This is a genomic window from Mammaliicoccus sp. A-M4 (assembly GCF_022386955.1).
Lineage (GTDB): Bacteria > Bacillota > Bacilli > Staphylococcales > Staphylococcaceae > Mammaliicoccus > Mammaliicoccus lentus.
This window is the reverse complement of sequence record NZ_JAJNHH010000001.1, coordinates 197057-213867: the sequence shown is the minus strand read 5'-3', so window position 1 is coordinate 213867 and position 16811 is coordinate 197057. Positions and strand designations below refer to the sequence as shown.

Sequence of the window (16811 nt, the reverse complement as noted above, 5' to 3'; positions counted from 1 at the left end):
AAGGAGGGATAACCAATGTATACAAAAACTTGGTGGAGCATGGAAGATTTAATGAATGAAACGGGTCGTACTAGAAATTGGGTTAAAGATAATATTTTAAAAGTACCTAAATTCAGAAAAGAAATTGAAAAGTTCGCACATTATCCAATAAACAATAATGATCAATATCGTTTCGTAGGTTCTGAAATGCGAAAGTTCTTAGAAGATAATTTCAAAGAAATATTTGAAATGGAGGCAACCAAATGAGATATACAGCAACTTTAATGAGTGAGTTTGTCATAGCACTAATCGCAATATGGATATTCGACAATATCTTCTTAGCAGGACTGATAACAGTAATGGCAACATTCCTTGTATATCACGTATGGGATTCATTCTTCAACATGATTGAGGATGAAAAATTAAAAGAAGTGGAGGGGAAGTAGGATGGAAAACAAAATAACAATGACTATAGATTCTCAAATAAATATTAAAAACCGTAACGAACTCGATGAACTGTTAGCGGCAATGCAAGAGAATGTTACGGAATTAAACGCAAATCTTGATAAGTTAGAAAACTTTAAGTTCGACATTAGTTTTGAACAAGTAAATAAGGAGGAGAAGTAAATGGAAATTAAAAAGAAAGATTTTATAGGTATGCCTGAAGGAATGGAAGGTTTTGATATTAAAAATTGCTCTATAAGTTTATCTCATGATACATGGGACGATTCATATTCCGTATCGATAAAAGGACTTAGCGGTTTTCTTTTTGTCGAAAAACATGAATACGATTTTTTATTAAAGTTATTCGAAATTAACGAAGATGAGAATAAATAAAAAACTCTCACTGTTTGCAGACAGTAAGAGTAAAACGCATTATAAATTTTACTTACTTAAATAATACAACTAATCAAGGAGGTTATCAAGTATGCATCCATTAAATGTATTGCAACGTGTGAATAAAGAAGTGTTTCAATTCTTACACTTACATGGTTACACGTTCGAATACACGATTGATAACTATTATTCAGATATAGTTATCAAAATAAGAATTGATTTCCAAGATGAAACATACAAAGACGGTTTCATACTTGATGAAAAAGAATACGCATTTTTTAAAGCACGTATTGATGAACGATTTTTAAATGAACCAGGACGTTATGAAAGAGTGATGTCGTAATGGCAAAAGAAACAATCACATATATTATTTCGAAAGATAACTTATGGGTTACGAACAGACCTTCAAAAAGTGTTCCAACAATCAAATATTCTACTTCAAAAAGTGACGCTAGGAAGTTTGATGGTTTAGACGACTTAAGTATTGATTTAACTGGTCATAGAATTTTTAAACTTACACACATTGAAATAGATGAAGAGGAGGAAATTAAACTTGAGTAATTTTAATATCAAGAATGCAAAAGATATCACATTAGATAAATCAACTTACATGATATATGCGAAGCCTGGTACTGGTAAAACTCACACATTAAATTACTTACCTGGCAGAACATTATATCTAAATGTGGATAAATCAGAAAGACCGTTGAAAGGTAACGAAAACGTAGATGTGTTGGAATTTAACACACATGATGCTTGGAAAGAATGGACGGAACTAATGAAGTGGTTTAACGATAATAAAGAAATTGTAAATCAATATGACACAATCGCAATTGATAATATTTCAGAATTATTTAGATCAATGTTGGCAAACTTAGGACGCAACGGTAAAAACGAACGTGTACCAGAGATGTCTCATTATCAAAGAGTAGATTTCTTCATTATAGATAGTTTTAGATTTTTACAATCATTAGGAAAAAGGCTTGTATTCATTGCATGGGAAACAAACTACGACTTTTACACACCTGCAGGACAACAAATAACACAAAGTGTGCCAGACGTTAGAAAAACTATTCGAGATAACATCGCTGGATTATGCCAAGTCGTTGCAAAGTTAGTATTCAATGAACAGTCCGGTAATCGTGGTTTTATTTTAATGCCTTCAAACAACGTGTTTGCTAAGAACCAACTGGATGATAGAGAGCATTGTTTACAAGAAGATTTATTCAAAATTGGTGATAGCGATGATACAACTTCGTGATTATCAAATCGAGTTAATCGATGGCGTCTATCAGTCGATGGGCAAAGGTAATAAAAATATTATGGTGCAATCTCCTGCAGGCAGTGGTAAGTCAGTCACAATGTCAGAGATTGCTAAGAGAGCAACAGACAAAGGCAATAACGTGCTATTCGTTGTGCATCGCAGAGAATTAGTAGAACAAATAAAAGGTACGTTTATAGCAAATAATGTCGATATGAACTTGTGTCACGTTGGCATGGTACAGACAGTTTCAAGACAAATAAAAAACAATAAAGTAAAACAACCATCTTTGATATTAGTTGATGAAGGACATCATGCTTTAGCAAAAACTTATCAAAATATCTTTGATGAATTTCCAGATGCTTACGTTTTATCTTTCACTGCAACCCCTTGGAGGATGAGTAATAAAGGTTTCACAGAAGTATTTCAAGATTTGATATTAGGTAAATCTGTTAAATGGTTAATTGATAACAACAGATTAGCACCATATAAGTATTATTCTGTGAATTTAATGGAAAACATTCAACTCAAACACAATGCTACAGGAGAGTTCAGTAACACATCAATTGAAGAAGCCCTACAAAAAACAATATTCGGCGATGTGATAGAGAATTATCAGAAGTTTGCAGAAGATAAAAAAACGATTGTCTACACGCACAGTGTTGAGATGAGTAAGAAAGTTGCAGATAAATTTAATGCATCTGGATACAAAGCAATGCAAGTAGACGGTAAAACGCCTAAAGCTGAACGTGAATTAGCAATGAAATTGTTCAGAAGTGGCGAAGTAAAAATATTAGTGAATGCTGAATTATATGGAGAAGGTGTGGACGTACCGGATTGTCAGTGTGTAATTCTTTTACGACCTACAGAATCACTCACACTCTTTATACAACAAACGATGAGGTCGATGCGATATCAACCTAATAAACAAGCAATCATTATTGATCACGTCGGTAATTACTCAAGACATGGTTTACCCGATAGCGAGCATGATTGGTTAGAACACTTTAAAGGTTCTGATAAAAAATCAAATCAATCAGACGGTATACCTGTTAAAGAATGTGAATCATGTTACGCCGTTATCCCATCTGCTTATACAGTTTGTCCAGAGTGTGGCGAAGAATTTAAAGCTGAAGCTACGGACTATCACATTGATGAGTCGAGAGAGTTAGAAGAAATTACAGAAGAAAATATTATTAGGTTGAATTTCAAAGAACCTAAAGATTGTAAGAACATGGAAGAATTATATCAATTAGCAAAAGATAGACAATACAAACCCGGATGGGCATATTATCAAGGGAAATTATTAAATTTAATTTAAATAAAAGGAGAAATTAATTATGACAAACTTTACTTTAGACATGAACGATACTTTTGAAGGTGGCATTAAAGACGGTAAATACGAGGTAGTTATTACTAAATTTGAGGAAAGTGCAACACAATCAGGAACAGAATTTGTAGACGTACGATTAACAGTTAGAAATGATATTGATCAACCATATAAAAATCAAATCGTATTCCATCGTATTTGGAAAGCGAAAGCGACAGGTAAATATAATATGAAATTCTTTAACACAATTGGTGCAGCAGCTCAATTACAACAAGGCAAACAATATTCATCAATCGACGAGCTATTCCAAGACTTCTTAGGTAAACCGGTATTAGTTGCAGTTAAGAATGAAACATCAGAATACAACGATAAAACATATGAAAATTTAAATGTTAAGCGTTGGGAGAAAACAAACTTCCCAGAATTAGCACACAAATTTAAAACAGAAGAAGGTTCTAATCCTTTTGCAACTCAACAACAACAAGATGATACTGATTATCCGTTTTAAGAATAAAGGAGGCACTACCAGTGTACGAAAAAATTCCATATGAATTAACAGAATTAAATCATTGGTGTTGCTTCAAGATTGAAATGGGGGCTAATGGACGTTTAACAAAGCGTCCATACAACCCTAATAATCATGAAATGGCAAAGTCCAATGATGAACGTACATGGGTGAGTTTTGAAGATGCAGTAAGTCAGTCCGGAAACTATGATGGGATTGGCTTTTTCTTTAAAGCACCATATGTAGGAATTGATATAGACGATATAGAAAATGAAGTGAAAGAATATTTAAATAATCCAGATGCAAATAACATCATTTCAGAATTTATAAATGTGTTAGAAACATATGCAGAAATATCACCATCTGGAAAAGGTATTCATTTAATTACAAAAGGTAAATTACCACCTAAAGGCAGACGTAGAGGTAACGTGGAAATTTACGATGCTGGAAGATTTTTCACTATGACCGGTAAACAAATTGGTGGTTATAACTTTATAGATGAAGATGAATACGGTCAATTAAGTTTCTTACACAATAAATACATTATGAAACCAGAAACTGAAAAGCAAACACAAAACTTAACTAAAGGTTTCGGTAACGATTTAGGTATAGAGCAAATTATTGATACTGCTAAAAAGTCTAAAAATGGTTTAAGGTTTTCCACTTTATTTGAAGGAGATTGGTCACAGTTCTATGACTCACAGAGTGAGGCAGATATGGCATTCACAAGTGACTTAGCTTTCTGGACTGCACGTGATCCATACAAAATGGATACAATATTCCGTAAGTCTGTTTTATACAGAGATAAATGGGACGAGCAACGTGGCGATGACACATACGGCAACTTAACAATCAGTAAAGCAATCGAGAGTTGTCAGAACGAATTTATACCAGAAACAACTGATACAGATTTTCAAATTTATATAATGGACGATGCAGTGAAACCAGCTAAGAAAGATAAACGCTATTCATACGATGATACGGGGAACGCAGAACGTCTTAAAGATTTATTCGGAGATAACATTAGATATAACTATACTTCCAACGCATGGATGTATTATGACGGGAAACGTTGGAAACATGATGATACAGGAAAGATGAAGATTCTAGCCGATAAAGTTGTAAATAACATGAAAAATGAAAAGTTGTTTATTGCTGAGGGTGTAGACGAAGAAGAAATGAAGAAATTCAAACACAGGCATTGGAAAGACTCTCGTAACCACAATAAGAAAGTAAACATGATGAAAGAGTGTGAACACTTACTACCTGTGCAAAACAATGATTTTGATAAAGATTTCAATCTATTCAATGTACAAAATGGTTACATCGATTTAAGAAGTGGACAGTTAATTGATCATGATAGAAATAATTTCTTTACTAAAATTTCTAACGTTGAATTTACAGACAAAGCAGACTGTCCTAAATGGGAAGAATTTTTAAACGATATTTTTCTAGGTCGACAAGATTTAATAGATTTCATTCAAAGAGCAGTTGGGTATTCATTATCTGGTTACACAACAGAGCAAGTGTTATTTGTCTTACACGGTAATGGACGAAACGGTAAATCAGTATTCATTGAGGTATTAAATGAAATATTCGGTAACTACGCAACTAACATTACACCACAAGCCATTATGGCTAGTAAAATGGGCAACAATTCTGGTCCGACACCAGAGATAGCCAAACTAGATGGCGCTCGTTTTGTGACGACTACAGAGCCTAACGAAGGCGATAGATTTGACGAAGGTTTATTAAAACAAATCACTGGTGGCGATAAAATATCAGCACGTAAATTACATGAAAATAGTTTCGAATTTACACCTCAATTGAAATTATGGATGGCTACCAATCACAAACCATATGTACGTGGTCGTGATGAAGGTATATGGAGAAGATTTGTCATTATACCTTTCGAAAAACAAATACCTTTAAACGAAATAGATAAAGATTTAACAAAGAAATTAAAGCAAGAACTACCAGCAATCATTAAATGGTGTGTGGATGGTTATCTGGAATGGCAACGAATAGGATTGTCAGAGCCAGCAATCATTAAAGAGCAGAGAGATGAGTATCGTACAGAAATGGATTCGATCGCTGCATTCATAGATGAGTGTTGTGAAGTTGGTACTACTGGAAAAATTAAAAGCAGTTTAATGTTCGCCGCTTATGACGAATGGGCGAGAGAGAACAACCAGTACAGAATGACCAATACAAAATTCGGTATTGAAATGAGTAAGAAGTTTAAAAAAATAACATCGAATGGTGTTCATTATATCGGTGTTGGATTGTTGGATGATTATAATCCTAACAAAATACAATTGAAACTTTAAAAATGGAGGGGTTGTGGAAGGGTTATGGAGTAGTTTTATAAAAACCCTTCCGTCTTAAAACCCTTGATATAACTTACTTTATTACTCTTATATTTATTAATTGGAATAGTTGGAATAGTTATATAAGAAATAAACATATATAAAAATATAAGTTATATATAGTAATACAAACTTAAAAAAGGGTTCCAACTATTAAAAACTAATCCAAACCGTTGGGAGAGTAAGAGTTAACCCTTCCAACATAATAAAATAACCTTTCCAAACCCCTCCAAAAAGGAGTAGTAAATGGAAAAATCAGAGAATTTAATACAATCAGAGATATTAATCGAAGTAAATAAACGTGGACATAGATTATGGAGAACGAACGCTGGAAAGGTAACGACTAAAGATAACAGAATAGTCAAACTAATGCCGAAAGGTTATCCAGACTTAACTGGATTTAGAAAGTCAGACGGGAAGTTCATAGTGATAGAAGTTAAAAACGCAAGAGGTCGATTAAGACCAGAACAGATTAAATTTAAAGAATTCATTGAAAAGCAACCAGTCATCTACGGTGTAGCAAGAAGTGCAGAAGAAGCAATTAAAATTATCGAGGAGTGATTAAGTGAAACAGACTGAACGACATATAGGTATGGACGTTATAGCAAAAATAAGAGTGGAAATGTATGTGCCAGCTACTAGCGATGAAGAGGCAGAGAAGTACATCGAAAATTTAGCAAAGAATAAAATGTCAGATTTGATTGAAGGCAAAATTAAAGAACTTGATCCAAATATTCTTTGGATTGATTAAAGGAGAATGAATGATGAGCTTATACAGACATTACGCACCAGTCATTGACTGGACGGAAAAGAAAACAAAGTCCGTTAAATATAAGAAAGCAGAAGTTAAACCAGTAGCAAGAAGTAAGTACTACAACACATTATTTTATTCATGTTTTAAGGGGTGGGAATGATGGCGAATAACAGTTCGAGAGAAGAATTAATTTATATGTATATTCGTTTAGCAAAGAAGAAAAGACATGCTGATGAACAAGAAATATTTGAAATGTTAGAAGAATACTGTTTACCGAAAATACACGATAGCTACACATACTATTACGAGTTGTATAAAGAACAAGCGAAAGTACCATTCAAAACGTTTTACTATCGTTACTATTATTGCCGATTTGATAAATGGGATGCGTTAACACTTAGTAAGAAAGAAGCACAACGTGTGAAAGGTAAAAGACATTCCGAATCCATGAAAAAAAGATATGCAGCTAAAAGAGAAGTGGATAACGAAACAGAAGAAGATATCATACGATTCATTAAAAATGACTTACCACTTAACCCTAGACAACTTAAATACATTGAAAGTAATACAGAGTTTGCGAAGAAACTGAAGAAAGAAGGTATATGCTGATGGAATTCAAAGCAGGCGATAGAGTGCATGTGACGAGGTTGAATACTAATGAAGTAGATTTTTATGCGACTTTAAAAGATTATAATGATGGACACCCTTTTATCTTAAGTAATTGTAGTGACGGAAGATTTGAATGTTGTTCTGTATTCAAACCAAACACAGGGGAAGTCGGATTAAATAGGTGGGACTACTACGTCCTAGCAGAAGATGAAGAAGATACGGAAGAGCCAGTTATTCAACGCACAACAGACCCAGTCAACCATCCAGATCATTATAACTATGGTGAGATTGAGATTATAGATTTTATAGAACAGGTAACTCAACACTACAATTCAGACGTCGCTTATCACATTGGTAATGCTATTAAATATCTTGCACGTAGTCCACACAAAAATGGTAAGGAAGATATTGAGAAAGCCCGTTGGTACATTGAGCGTGCATATCAGAAGTGGAGTGATTAAATGAGACTATTAGAAAGTTATCACTTATACAATTCAGAAGGTAAAAAGATGTTTACAGTGATACCTGGTAAAGATACAAACACTTTACTGGGCATGCCGCATACAGCATTTGTGAACCAAGAACACCACTTCACAGAGAGTGAGTTAAGACAATTTAAAGCAGCACATAATTTGAAGTTGGAAGAAGAACTGAATGATCAGTTAAGTATATTTGATATATAGGAGGAAACAATATGCCGACAATAAAACGAAAAGTAGAGATGAATTTACCACAGTTGATTGAGTGGTTGTTAGAAAGTGGGAAGAGTGAGTGTATTGTGATTTCAAATATGAATAATATTGTTCAATTAGAACCTTATGGGGTGATTAGATTTTCTCAAGAAAAGTTTTATCCAGAAGAAACTTTCACAGTCGAAGTCGAGGAAGAATTAACGGAAGATACAGTGATAGATGAAATGTTACTGGTTTATGATAATGGCGTCACACATATAGCAGAAAATAAGAATTTAAGTTTTATAAGTAAAAGTAATTTAAAATCTGCATACTATATGAACGATGATTTAAGACTAATATTAATTTGGCGTGACGGAAAGTTGGTGGAGTAGATGTACAAAGTTGAATACACACAATATGACATAACTAAGTTAGAGAATGAACGAGATCAGTTTCAACTAGAAAGGGACTCACTTATCAAAGATGTGGAGAAGTTGAGGGAAGAAAAGGCAGCAATAGAAATGTACTTGGATGCAATTAAAACATATAAACCAATGTATGAATGTGTGAATGATAAATATAAATACCTAACTAACTATATCAAAGATAAAGCGTTACACAATCCAAGTGTAAGTAGATACATTGATCTGGTACATGTAATAGACGGATTAGAGAGGGAATGAGTGATTATGAAGAATAGAGAATATAAAGATACTTGGCATAAACTCAAAGATGAATTAATTAGTGATTTCTACAAAGAAACTGAACGATTAGAAAGAATTTCTAAAAATCCTAATAATAAAATTTCAGCATATATTCATGGCAAAGCTGAAGGGCAAAGAAATCAAACACTTTCACACTTGATGAAAATGGAAGATTTAGACGGTACTTGTTACTTTAAAAATTTACTACATGACATGAATAGAGAGGACGCAAACAATGAATAACTTAAACATCAAATTACTATCAGATAACGCAACAACACCAACTAGAGCGAATCCTACTGATTCTGGATTAGATTTATATATATCAGAAACAGTAAGTATACCACCAAAAACAACTATGATAGTTAAGACTGATATAGCAATTGAATTGCCAGTAGGATATGAGGGACAAGTTAGACCACGTTCTAGTACATCACTTAAAACTAAATTACGTGTAGCTTTAGGAACAATAGACCAAACATATCATAAAGAGATTGGAATCATCACAGACAATATAAGTGATAAACCAATCACAGTAGAAAAAGGACAAAGATTAGCACAGTTAGTGATTGCACCAGTGCAATATCCAGATGTAAATGTAGTTAAGGAGTTCAAGTATGAATCAGATAGATCAGGTTACGGAAGTACAGGAATATAAGGATAAGGGTGGCGAAAGCTCCCTAGACATCCTAGAACGAGTGAGAGAGGTTTTGGGAAGATAACCCACACTACTAGAGGAGGAATAAGGGATGGAAATAAAATTTGCTATATTTACAAAAAATAACAAAGTAATAAGATTAGCAGAAGCAGATATGCTTGAAGACGTTGCAAATGATTTGCTAAATGATTATTCAAAAAATATAGACGATTTCCCAAATGCTGAGGATGTTTTTCATTTCTTATCATCTAAAGGAATAAATACAGCTAAAGCTACAATTAATGTAGAAGAATAATAAGGAGGACACGCAATGAAATATTTAATCACATTATCACTAGCAGCATTAACACTATACGCATTTGTTAAACGCACATATAAGTATGCGAGCGTTCAAGATACAGTAGAGCCACCAATAGATTATGAAAGTACACAAAGTTATAAGGATAGCGAAGTGTGGTTTAGTGGAGTTGGTCGATATTGATATTCGCAGCAACACTATTTGTAGTAATTGTATTAGCACTAATTATTATGGCAGTAATGGAGGAGTAATCAAATGAGTAAATTATATATGTTTAGCACGTCACACTGTACGAAGTGTCCAGAAGTTAAGGAAGCATTAAGCAAGAAGGAGGTAGAGGTAGAATATATAGATGCAGAAGAAACACCAGAACTAGCAATGAGATATTTGGTCATGAGCGTGCCGACAATTGTCAATATAGATAATGCAGATAAATACTGGGGACAGGAACAATGTTTAGCGTTTGTGAATACGTTATAGGGAGTGTGAATAACATGTGGATAATTCTAACAATACTATTAGCGATAACATGTATGTGGTTGATAAAGGTTAATAAAGATTTGGTAAGAACTAATGAGGGACTATTAAATAGATTGGTAGATAGCTTACACGACTATGTAATGTTAGAGAAAGATATAAGGAACAAGGAGGACAACGAATGACTAAGATGAAGTATGGTTTAAGATTATCAACAGTTAGAAAGTTAGAGGATGAACTATATGATTATAAGAACTATGACAAAAGACTAAATGTTTTAAGAGAAGACATATTCAATCCATGGATACCAACTGATACAAATACAGGTGGAGAACATAAACCAAGTAACGCATCTATAACAGAGATGAGAGTTACCAATTACTTAACTGATATAAGAATAGCTAGACTTAAAGAGTTGTCCATTGCAATAGAGAGAGTATACAATACTTCATCAACTAAAGAGAAAGACTTCATAAAGAACTATTACTTCGACCAGCGAGGACGTTCACACATACAGGTATGTAATGACATATTCATAGGAGAAAGAACAGGACATAGAATCAAAGCTAAGGTTATAAAGAAATTAGCAGAGGAACTAGGAGAATGGTAAGTGGCAGTTATGTGGCAGTTTTTGATACCTAATCGGTGTTATTATGATAGTGTAGAAAAGATTATAGATAACAATTAACCAAACAATTACTTACTCCTTTCTAATATTATTTAATCAGATTATCTATAGTCAATCACAAGGGTTGTACTCATTCGAGTATAGTCCTTTTGTTTTGCTTACTGAAGCTGAAGGGATTGTGATCCGTTATGTTGATAACATATCTGGACTGATGAGCCTAACTCATAAGGTGGTTGATGTATGTGTTAAGTAAACAAGAATGTAGAATCTTCTACAATGGTATGGAGTGGCGTAACATGAATAGTTATATAAAGGATAGAGATAACTATGAATGCCAAGAGTGTAAGAGAAATGGTAAGGTGTCACTCGATATATATGAGAAGAATAAGAATGACAGGAAGAAGATAAAGCTTGTGGTTCATCATATTAAAGAGTTGAAAGATTATCCAGAACTTGCGCTTGATGAAAATAATTTAGAAACACTTTGTGTTGATTGTCATAATAAAATTCATGGCAGAAATTTTAAAACAAATTTTAAATATCGAGAACCAAAATGGAAAGATGAAACTTGGTGACACCCCCGGTCTTTTAGGTTTGCCTAAAAAATTTTTGAGGGAACCGGTGGAGGGTAGTCGACTCCGTAGATTAATTAAAAATGAATATACGTTAGGGGGGTACTAATGAAAAACGAAAAAGCACTCAAAGAGTATTTACTCGGTAAAATAGAGCAAGAAAACCCTATTCAATTAGAAAAAGTGGATAGATATATAAATTTATTAAAAATATTTTATAAGCTGGATGACAACATCAAGGAACATGGAACAATGGTTGAAACCGTTAATGCCTCCCAAACGTTTCTGAAAGCTAATCCAGCTGTAGCAGAGAAGAATAAAATTAACGGTTCATTACTAGCGATTGAAAAATCGTTTGGTTTTGATAAGGAACAAGACGAAATTGTTATTCGTCGTGACTTATTAGAATGATCAATAATAAATATATTGATGAATATATCGAATTATGGGAAACAGGAAAGATAAAGTTAAATAAAGAACGTATTTTATTAATAGAATATATCAAAAAACATGTTTTAACAAATGATGATTTATATTTTGATGAAAGACAAATCGAAAATTTTATCAAGTTCACTGAAAAATGGTACTTCCCATTGCAACCATTTCAAAAATTCATAATACCTTTTGTATTTCTGTTCGAAAAAGAAGGAGACTTCTTATATTTCGAGCAGTTTTTTATTACTTTAGGACGTGGTGGAGGTAAGAACGGTTTAATCACTGCTTTATCTAACTATTTCATATCATATTTACATGGTATACCAAACTATGACATATCAGTTGTAGCTAATTCAGAAGACCAAGCAAAAACTTCCTTTGAAGAAGCTTATAACATGATTGAACGCAATGAGTTAGAAGATATGTTTTATCTTACTAAATTAGTTATAACAGATAAGGAAACTAAATCGAGATTCAGATTTAGAACTTCAAACGCTGGTACTAAAGATGGCGGACGTGAAGGTTGCGTTATATATGATGAGGTACACCGATATGAAAATAGTGAAACGGTGGATGTATTTAGTTCTGGTTTAGGTAAAGTAGAACACCCACGTGAATTCTTTATAGGAACAGACGGATATGTTCGTGAAGGTTTCCTAGATAAAATGAAGGAACGTTCATTATCACTGTTAAAAGGTGAAACAACAGACGATAGAATATTCCCATTTATATGTAAGTTAGATGATCCTAAAGAAGTTGATAATCCAGATATGTGGGAAAAGGCTAATCCAATGTTTAGTAAACCAATGAGCAAATATGCGCAAGGTTTATTTAGGAAAGTTAAAAACCAATATAACGAAATGACGTTTAGTCCAAGTAAAAGACAAGAGTTTATGACAAAACGTATGAACCTACCAGAAATTGACTTGGAGAAAGTTGTTGCACCTTGGGAAGATATATTAGCTACAAATAGAGAATTCCCAATACTTGAAAATAAACAATGCATAGGTGGTCTTGACTACGCAAGTATTAAAGACTTCGCAGCAGTTGGTTTATTATTCAGAGATGGTGATGATTACATTTGGAAAACACACTCTTTCGTAAGAAAAGGCTTTTTAGATGTTGTTAAATTAAAACCACCTATTTATGAATGGGAACGAGATGGCTTATTAACTATTGTTGATGAACCATCAATAGACCCAAGGCATATAGTAATGTGGTTTGATGAAATGCGTAAAACTTATGGTCTAGAAAAGGTTATTGCAGATAATTTTAGGATGGATTTATTAAGACCACTGTTTGAAGAATACGATATAGAAATAGAAGTGATTAAAAATCCGAGAGCTATACAGTCTTTATTAGCACCTAGAGTAGAAACAATGTTCGCTAATCATAATTTAATTTATGGCGACAATCCACTCATGAGATGGTACACAAATAATGTTGCAGTCAAAATAAAACCTGATGGCAATAAAGAATATATTAAGAAAGATGAAGTCAGACGAAAAACTGATGGGTTCCAAGCATTGGTACATGCTTTGTATCGTGCAGATGAACTATTAGAAGAAGATATTACCGACAGTTTAGACTTTCTTAACGCAATAGACTTTTAGTAAAGGAGGGGAGTAAATGGCAGGATTTTTTGAAAAGATATTTGGTCGTCATGAAGAAGCTAGTTGGATGTATGATTTAGAATTTTTTCAAGATACAACAACAAATGCTTATTTAAAGAAAATGGCGTTACAAACTAATATTGAATTTTTAGCAAGAACAATTTCACAATCAGAATTTAGAGTGATGAATAAAAATAAATCTGTTAGAGATAAAAATTGGCATAAATTAAATGTTAGACCAAATACTGATTTATCTTCATCTGATTTTTGGCAAAAAGTAGTTTATAAACTTATTTATGATAATGAAGTGTTAATTGTGATAAATGATACTAGAGATTTATTAGTAGCAGATAGTTACGATAGAAACGAATACGCACTTTATCCAGACAAGTTTAAACATGTGATGGTTAAAGATTTTGAATTTGAGCGTTCGTTTGATATGGACGAAGTAATTTATCTAACTTATAACAATGAAAAATTAAGTTCATTTGTAGAAGGTCTGTTTGGAGATTATGGCGAGATATTTGGGCGAATGATTAGTGCTCAAATGCGAAACAATCAAATCAGAGGTATTGTGAATGTCGATTCATCTAAAAAAATGGATAATGAAGAAATTGAAAAAATGCAAAGCTATGTTAATAAAATTACAAATTCGTTTAGTACAAATGCTGTAGCAGTAGCACCATTATCAAAAGGTTTTGATTATCAAGAAGTATCCGGTAATGCTAAAGCAGGTTCGGCAAGTTTTGATGATCTAACAAAGTTAAAGAAATCATTACAAGATGATGTGGCAAAAGCAATAGGTATACCTCCGGCTTTAATTAATGGTGAATTAGCAGATATGGATAACGCAATGGAATCTTATATTAAATTCTGTATTCAACCATTAATCAAGAAAATAGAGGATGAGTTGAACGCTAAATTGTTTACTGAATCTGACGTGATCAATGGCAAGTCTATAAAAGTTGTTGGCATTGACAAAAAAGACCCATTAGAACACGCTGAATCGGTAGATAAGCTTGTTTCTAGTGGTACTTTTACTAGAAACCATGTAAGAGTCATGTTTGGAGAAGAACCTTCAGAAGACCCAGATATGGACGAATATTTATTAACGAAAAACTACACACTAGCATCGGAAGGTGGTGAAAATGATGAAGATTAACGTAAAAGGCGCTATTATTTCAAACAATGACAAATGGATATATGACATGTTAGAAATGGATGCTACTTCACCAAAAGATATAGTCGATGCGCTACCTTCTAATAATGAAGATATTGAGGTTATCATCAACAGTGGTGGTGGAGATGTTTTTGCCGGCAGTGAAATCTATACAACTTTAAAAGATTATGCAGGTAATGTAAACATTAAAGTAGTTGGAGTTGCTGCAAGTGCTGCATCTGTCATAGCAATGGCAGGTAATCATATTGAAATGAGTCCTACAGCTCAAATGATGATACACAACGCTAGTACAATGGCGTTTGGTGATGATAGAGCGATGGCATCAGCAAGCGAAATGTTAAACTCTGTGAATAGAGGTATCGCAAATGCTTATATTGAGAAAACAGGAAAGTCTGAACAAGAAGTATTAGACTTAATGAACCAAGAAACATGGTTTAGCGCTCAAGATGCTGTAGATTTAGGATTTGCAGACAGTAAAATGTTTGGTGAGGATACTCCTAAATTAGTTGCAAATTCCGGTCAAATGTTATCAAATGATGCAGTGAATAGAATTGCAACGCTTATGAGTAAAACACCAGAAATCAAAATTGATGTTGACGCAATAGCAAATAAAGTAATTGAAAAATTAGATGAAAAAGAACCTAAAAATGTTGAGTCAGAGATTAGCAAAATTCAATCTCAAAAACAAACACCTAGGTTCTTTTTTTAATACACAAAAATAAGGAGGGTCATAGAATATGACTATTAAATTATCAGACGATTTTAAAACAGCTCGTCAAGAATTTTTAAATGCCATTCAAAATGGTGAATCAGAAGAAGTACAAGCAGAATTATATAGTGGAATGATTAACGAATTATTTGAAGAAGCTAGAAAGCAAGCAAAACAAGAGGCTGAAACAGTTGCTTCATTACCTACACAAGACAGTAAGTTGACTGCTCAACAACGCAAATTCTTTAATGAAATCAACACAGAGGTTGGTTATAAAGAAGAAAAATTATTACCAGAAGAAACGATTGATCGTATCTTTGAAGATTTAACGACTGAACATCCGTTACTAGCAGATTTAGGTATTAAGAATGCTGGATTACGCCTTAAATTCTTAAAATCTGAAACAAGTGGCGTAGCAGTTTGGGGTAAAATCTTTGGAGAAATTAAAGGCCAATTAGATGCTGCATTCAGTGAAGAAACAGCTATCTCTAACAAATTAACTGCTTTTGTAGTATTACCTAAAGATTTAAAAGACTTTGGTCCTGCATGGATTGAGCGTTTCGTTCGTTTACAAATTGAAGAAGCTTTTGCAGTTGCTTTAGAAGCGGCTTTCTTAAATGGTACTGGTAAAGAACAACCTATCGGGTTAAATCGTCAAGTACAAGAAGGTGTATCAGTAACTGGTGGAGAATATCCAGAAAAAGAATCAGAGGGTACATTAACATTCGCTGACCCTAAAACAACTGTTAAAGAGTTAACTCAAGTATTTAAATTCCATTCAACAAATGAAAAAGGTAAATCAGTTCAGGTTAAAGGCAATGTAACAATGGTTGTTAACCCATCTGACGCTTTTGAAATTCAAGCACAATACACTCATTTAAATGCAAATGGTGTGTACGTAACAGCTTTACCTTATAACTTAAATATTATTGAGTCTGTAGCACAACCTGCTGATAAAGTATTAACTTACGTTAGAGGTCGCTATGATGGTTATTTAGGTGGCGGTATTAATATTCAAAAATTCGAACAAACATTAGCAATTGAAGATATGAACTTATATACTGCTAAACAATTTGCTTATGGTAAGGCAAAAGATAATAAAGTAGCTGCAGTTTATGACTTAGCGATTGATAAAGGCGAAGATACGCCCTAAGTCGCCCCAAAACGTTGAAGTAACAACTAACGCTAAGTCTGTTGTTATATCAGCAGAATAGGGGTT

The 16811-nt window shown here is 33.3% G+C and carries 30 protein-coding genes; all 30 read left to right on the top strand.

What is annotated here, in order from left to right; all coding sequences use genetic code 11:
- Window positions 1-15 precede the first annotated feature (15 nt).
- Window positions 16-246 carry a DUF771 domain-containing protein gene (locus LQ682_RS01200; RefSeq protein WP_135020785.1) on the top strand — a complete coding sequence of 77 codons (231 nt, stop codon included), beginning with the start codon at window positions 16-18 and terminating at the stop codon, window positions 244-246.
- Window positions 243-425 (top strand): hypothetical protein, encoded by a 183-nt coding sequence (locus tag LQ682_RS01195; protein ID WP_239706057.1) that lies wholly within the window; start codon window positions 243-245, stop codon window positions 423-425. The genes LQ682_RS01200 and LQ682_RS01195 overlap by 4 nt, the downstream gene beginning before the upstream one ends.
- Window position 426: 1 nt before the next feature.
- Window positions 427-606, top strand: coding sequence for a hypothetical protein (locus LQ682_RS01190; RefSeq protein ID WP_239723754.1), 180 nt, complete (start codon window positions 427-429; stop codon window positions 604-606).
- Window positions 607-816: a hypothetical protein gene (locus LQ682_RS01185; RefSeq protein WP_239723753.1), complete on the top strand. Its 210-nt coding sequence runs from the start codon at window positions 607-609 to the stop codon at window positions 814-816.
- A 91-nt stretch (window positions 817-907) separates the two neighbouring features.
- Window positions 908-1159: a hypothetical protein gene (locus LQ682_RS01180; protein ID WP_239723752.1), complete on the top strand. Its 252-nt coding sequence runs from the start codon at window positions 908-910 to the stop codon at window positions 1157-1159.
- A complete protein-coding gene (locus LQ682_RS01175; protein ID WP_239723751.1) occupies window positions 1159-1377 on the top strand; it encodes a DUF2483 family protein in 219 nt (72 codons plus the stop codon). The genes LQ682_RS01180 and LQ682_RS01175 overlap by 1 nt, the downstream gene beginning before the upstream one ends.
- The gene (locus tag LQ682_RS01170) at window positions 1370-2077 is read left to right on the top strand and encodes an AAA family ATPase (RefSeq protein ID WP_275591493.1); all 708 of its coding nucleotides are present in this window, start codon (window positions 1370-1372) and stop codon (window positions 2075-2077) included. The genes LQ682_RS01175 and LQ682_RS01170 overlap by 8 nt, the downstream gene beginning before the upstream one ends.
- Window positions 2061-3398 (top strand): DEAD/DEAH box helicase, encoded by a 1338-nt coding sequence (locus LQ682_RS01165; RefSeq protein WP_239723750.1) that lies wholly within the window; start codon window positions 2061-2063, stop codon window positions 3396-3398. Before LQ682_RS01170 ends, LQ682_RS01165 begins: the two co-directional genes overlap by 17 nt.
- A 19-nt stretch (window positions 3399-3417) precedes the next feature.
- Window positions 3418-3915, top strand: a complete 498-nt coding sequence (locus LQ682_RS01160; protein ID WP_239723749.1) for a DUF669 domain-containing protein — start codon at window positions 3418-3420, stop codon at window positions 3913-3915.
- Window positions 3916-3935: 20 nt separating this feature from the next.
- Window positions 3936-6242, top strand: a complete 2307-nt coding sequence (locus LQ682_RS14230) for a phage/plasmid primase, P4 family (RefSeq protein ID WP_239723748.1) — start codon at window positions 3936-3938, stop codon at window positions 6240-6242.
- Window positions 6243-6527: 285 nt separating this feature from the next.
- Window positions 6528-6842 carry a VRR-NUC domain-containing protein gene (locus LQ682_RS01150; RefSeq protein WP_239723747.1) on the top strand — a complete coding sequence of 105 codons (315 nt, stop codon included), beginning with the start codon at window positions 6528-6530 and terminating at the stop codon, window positions 6840-6842.
- Window positions 6843-6846: 4 nt separating this feature from the next.
- Window positions 6847-7032 (top strand): hypothetical protein, encoded by a 186-nt coding sequence (locus LQ682_RS01145; RefSeq protein WP_239723746.1) that lies wholly within the window; start codon window positions 6847-6849, stop codon window positions 7030-7032.
- 13 nt (window positions 7033-7045) lie between these two features.
- Complete coding sequence (locus tag LQ682_RS01140) at window positions 7046-7195, top strand: hypothetical protein (protein ID WP_239723745.1); 150 nt, start codon at window positions 7046-7048, stop codon at window positions 7193-7195.
- Window positions 7195-7644, top strand: coding sequence for a hypothetical protein (locus LQ682_RS01135; protein WP_239723744.1), 450 nt, complete (start codon window positions 7195-7197; stop codon window positions 7642-7644). Before LQ682_RS01140 ends, LQ682_RS01135 begins: the two co-directional genes overlap by 1 nt.
- Complete coding sequence (locus LQ682_RS01130) at window positions 7644-8105, top strand: DUF3310 domain-containing protein (protein WP_239723743.1); 462 nt, start codon at window positions 7644-7646, stop codon at window positions 8103-8105. The genes LQ682_RS01135 and LQ682_RS01130 overlap by 1 nt, the downstream gene beginning before the upstream one ends.
- Window positions 8106-8327, top strand: a complete 222-nt coding sequence (locus tag LQ682_RS01125) for a DUF3269 family protein (protein ID WP_239723742.1) — start codon at window positions 8106-8108, stop codon at window positions 8325-8327.
- 11 nt (window positions 8328-8338) lie between these two features.
- Window positions 8339-8710, top strand: coding sequence for a hypothetical protein (locus tag LQ682_RS01120; RefSeq protein ID WP_239723741.1), 372 nt, complete (start codon window positions 8339-8341; stop codon window positions 8708-8710).
- Window positions 8711-9001 (top strand): hypothetical protein, encoded by a 291-nt coding sequence (locus LQ682_RS01115; RefSeq protein WP_239723740.1) that lies wholly within the window; start codon window positions 8711-8713, stop codon window positions 8999-9001. It abuts the gene before it with no gap.
- Window positions 9002-9007: 6 nt separating this feature from the next.
- Window positions 9008-9265 carry a hypothetical protein gene (locus tag LQ682_RS01110; RefSeq protein WP_239723739.1) on the top strand — a complete coding sequence of 86 codons (258 nt, stop codon included), beginning with the start codon at window positions 9008-9010 and terminating at the stop codon, window positions 9263-9265.
- Window positions 9258-9680 (top strand): dUTP diphosphatase, encoded by a 423-nt coding sequence (locus LQ682_RS01105; protein WP_239723738.1) that lies wholly within the window; start codon window positions 9258-9260, stop codon window positions 9678-9680. The genes LQ682_RS01110 and LQ682_RS01105 overlap by 8 nt, the downstream gene beginning before the upstream one ends.
- 91 nt (window positions 9681-9771) lie before the next feature.
- Window positions 9772-9975 (top strand): hypothetical protein, encoded by a 204-nt coding sequence (locus LQ682_RS01100; protein ID WP_239723737.1) that lies wholly within the window; start codon window positions 9772-9774, stop codon window positions 9973-9975.
- A 15-nt stretch (window positions 9976-9990) separates the two neighbouring features.
- Window positions 9991-10161 carry a hypothetical protein gene (locus LQ682_RS01095; protein ID WP_239723736.1) on the top strand — a complete coding sequence of 57 codons (171 nt, stop codon included), beginning with the start codon at window positions 9991-9993 and terminating at the stop codon, window positions 10159-10161.
- 72 nt (window positions 10162-10233) lie between these two features.
- Window positions 10234-10458 carry a thioredoxin family protein gene (locus tag LQ682_RS01090; RefSeq protein WP_239723735.1) on the top strand — a complete coding sequence of 75 codons (225 nt, stop codon included), beginning with the start codon at window positions 10234-10236 and terminating at the stop codon, window positions 10456-10458.
- A 178-nt stretch (window positions 10459-10636) separates the two neighbouring features.
- Complete coding sequence (locus tag LQ682_RS01085) at window positions 10637-11065, top strand: transcriptional regulator (RefSeq protein WP_135020830.1); 429 nt, start codon at window positions 10637-10639, stop codon at window positions 11063-11065.
- A 314-nt stretch (window positions 11066-11379) separates the two neighbouring features.
- Window positions 11380-11658, top strand: a complete 279-nt coding sequence (locus LQ682_RS01080; RefSeq protein ID WP_239723734.1) for an HNH endonuclease — start codon at window positions 11380-11382, stop codon at window positions 11656-11658.
- 105 nt (window positions 11659-11763) lie between these two features.
- A complete protein-coding gene (locus LQ682_RS01075) occupies window positions 11764-12066 on the top strand; it encodes a P27 family phage terminase small subunit (RefSeq protein WP_135020837.1) in 303 nt (100 codons plus the stop codon).
- Window positions 12063-13703, top strand: coding sequence for a terminase large subunit domain-containing protein (locus LQ682_RS01070; RefSeq protein WP_239723733.1), 1641 nt, complete (start codon window positions 12063-12065; stop codon window positions 13701-13703). The genes LQ682_RS01075 and LQ682_RS01070 overlap by 4 nt, the downstream gene beginning before the upstream one ends.
- A 16-nt stretch (window positions 13704-13719) precedes the next feature.
- Window positions 13720-14865 carry a phage portal protein gene (locus tag LQ682_RS01065; RefSeq protein WP_239723732.1) on the top strand — a complete coding sequence of 382 codons (1146 nt, stop codon included), beginning with the start codon at window positions 13720-13722 and terminating at the stop codon, window positions 14863-14865.
- Window positions 14855-15592, top strand: a complete 738-nt coding sequence (locus LQ682_RS01060; protein ID WP_239723797.1) for a head maturation protease, ClpP-related — start codon at window positions 14855-14857, stop codon at window positions 15590-15592. The genes LQ682_RS01065 and LQ682_RS01060 overlap by 11 nt, the downstream gene beginning before the upstream one ends.
- A gap of 28 nt (window positions 15593-15620) precedes the next feature.
- The gene (locus LQ682_RS01055) at window positions 15621-16745 is read left to right on the top strand and encodes a phage major capsid protein (RefSeq protein ID WP_135020843.1); all 1125 of its coding nucleotides are present in this window, start codon (window positions 15621-15623) and stop codon (window positions 16743-16745) included.
- Window positions 16746-16811: the final 66 nt, after the last annotated feature.

Excerpts from the sequence above, each read along its gene's own strand:
- LQ682_RS01095 (WP_239723736.1), top strand. The coding sequence starts at position 9,991 with ATGAAATATTTAATCACATTATCACTAGCAGCATTAACACTATACGCA.
- LQ682_RS01085 (WP_135020830.1), top strand. The coding sequence starts at position 10,637 with ATGACTAAGATGAAGTATGGTTTAAGATTATCAACAGTTAGAAAGTTA.
- LQ682_RS01175 (WP_239723751.1), top strand. The coding sequence starts at position 1,159 with ATGGCAAAAGAAACAATCACATATATTATTTCGAAAGATAACTTATGG.
- LQ682_RS01190 (WP_239723754.1), top strand. The coding sequence starts at position 427 with ATGGAAAACAAAATAACAATGACTATAGATTCTCAAATAAATATTAAA.
- LQ682_RS01115 (WP_239723740.1), top strand. The coding sequence starts at position 8,711 with ATGTACAAAGTTGAATACACACAATATGACATAACTAAGTTAGAGAAT.
- LQ682_RS01100 (WP_239723737.1), top strand. The coding sequence starts at position 9,772 with ATGGAAATAAAATTTGCTATATTTACAAAAAATAACAAAGTAATAAGA.
- LQ682_RS01065 (WP_239723732.1), top strand. The coding sequence starts at position 13,720 with ATGGCAGGATTTTTTGAAAAGATATTTGGTCGTCATGAAGAAGCTAGT.
- LQ682_RS01080 (WP_239723734.1), top strand. The coding sequence starts at position 11,380 with ATGAATAGTTATATAAAGGATAGAGATAACTATGAATGCCAAGAGTGT.
- LQ682_RS01200 (WP_135020785.1), top strand. The coding sequence starts at position 16 with ATGTATACAAAAACTTGGTGGAGCATGGAAGATTTAATGAATGAAACG.
- LQ682_RS01055 (WP_135020843.1), top strand. The coding sequence starts at position 15,621 with ATGACTATTAAATTATCAGACGATTTTAAAACAGCTCGTCAAGAATTT.
- LQ682_RS01060 (WP_239723797.1), top strand. The coding sequence starts at position 14,855 with ATGAAGATTAACGTAAAAGGCGCTATTATTTCAAACAATGACAAATGG.
- LQ682_RS01165 (WP_239723750.1), top strand. The coding sequence starts at position 2,061 with ATGATACAACTTCGTGATTATCAAATCGAGTTAATCGATGGCGTCTAT.
- LQ682_RS01150 (WP_239723747.1), top strand. The coding sequence starts at position 6,528 with ATGGAAAAATCAGAGAATTTAATACAATCAGAGATATTAATCGAAGTA.
- LQ682_RS01110 (WP_239723739.1), top strand. The coding sequence starts at position 9,008 with ATGAAGAATAGAGAATATAAAGATACTTGGCATAAACTCAAAGATGAA.
- LQ682_RS01130 (WP_239723743.1), top strand. The coding sequence starts at position 7,644 with ATGGAATTCAAAGCAGGCGATAGAGTGCATGTGACGAGGTTGAATACT.
- LQ682_RS01185 (WP_239723753.1), top strand. The coding sequence starts at position 607 with ATGGAAATTAAAAAGAAAGATTTTATAGGTATGCCTGAAGGAATGGAA.
- LQ682_RS01195 (WP_239706057.1), top strand. The coding sequence starts at position 243 with ATGAGATATACAGCAACTTTAATGAGTGAGTTTGTCATAGCACTAATC.
- LQ682_RS01075 (WP_135020837.1), top strand. The coding sequence starts at position 11,764 with ATGAAAAACGAAAAAGCACTCAAAGAGTATTTACTCGGTAAAATAGAG.
- LQ682_RS01120 (WP_239723741.1), top strand. The coding sequence starts at position 8,339 with ATGCCGACAATAAAACGAAAAGTAGAGATGAATTTACCACAGTTGATT.
- LQ682_RS01160 (WP_239723749.1), top strand. The coding sequence starts at position 3,418 with ATGACAAACTTTACTTTAGACATGAACGATACTTTTGAAGGTGGCATT.
- LQ682_RS01090 (WP_239723735.1), top strand. The coding sequence starts at position 10,234 with ATGAGTAAATTATATATGTTTAGCACGTCACACTGTACGAAGTGTCCA.
- LQ682_RS01140 (WP_239723745.1), top strand. The coding sequence starts at position 7,046 with ATGAGCTTATACAGACATTACGCACCAGTCATTGACTGGACGGAAAAG.
- LQ682_RS01180 (WP_239723752.1), top strand. The coding sequence starts at position 908 with ATGCATCCATTAAATGTATTGCAACGTGTGAATAAAGAAGTGTTTCAA.
- LQ682_RS01135 (WP_239723744.1), top strand. The coding sequence starts at position 7,195 with ATGGCGAATAACAGTTCGAGAGAAGAATTAATTTATATGTATATTCGT.
- LQ682_RS01125 (WP_239723742.1), top strand. The coding sequence starts at position 8,106 with ATGAGACTATTAGAAAGTTATCACTTATACAATTCAGAAGGTAAAAAG.
- LQ682_RS01105 (WP_239723738.1), top strand. The coding sequence starts at position 9,258 with ATGAATAACTTAAACATCAAATTACTATCAGATAACGCAACAACACCA.
- LQ682_RS01070 (WP_239723733.1), top strand. The coding sequence starts at position 12,063 with ATGATCAATAATAAATATATTGATGAATATATCGAATTATGGGAAACA.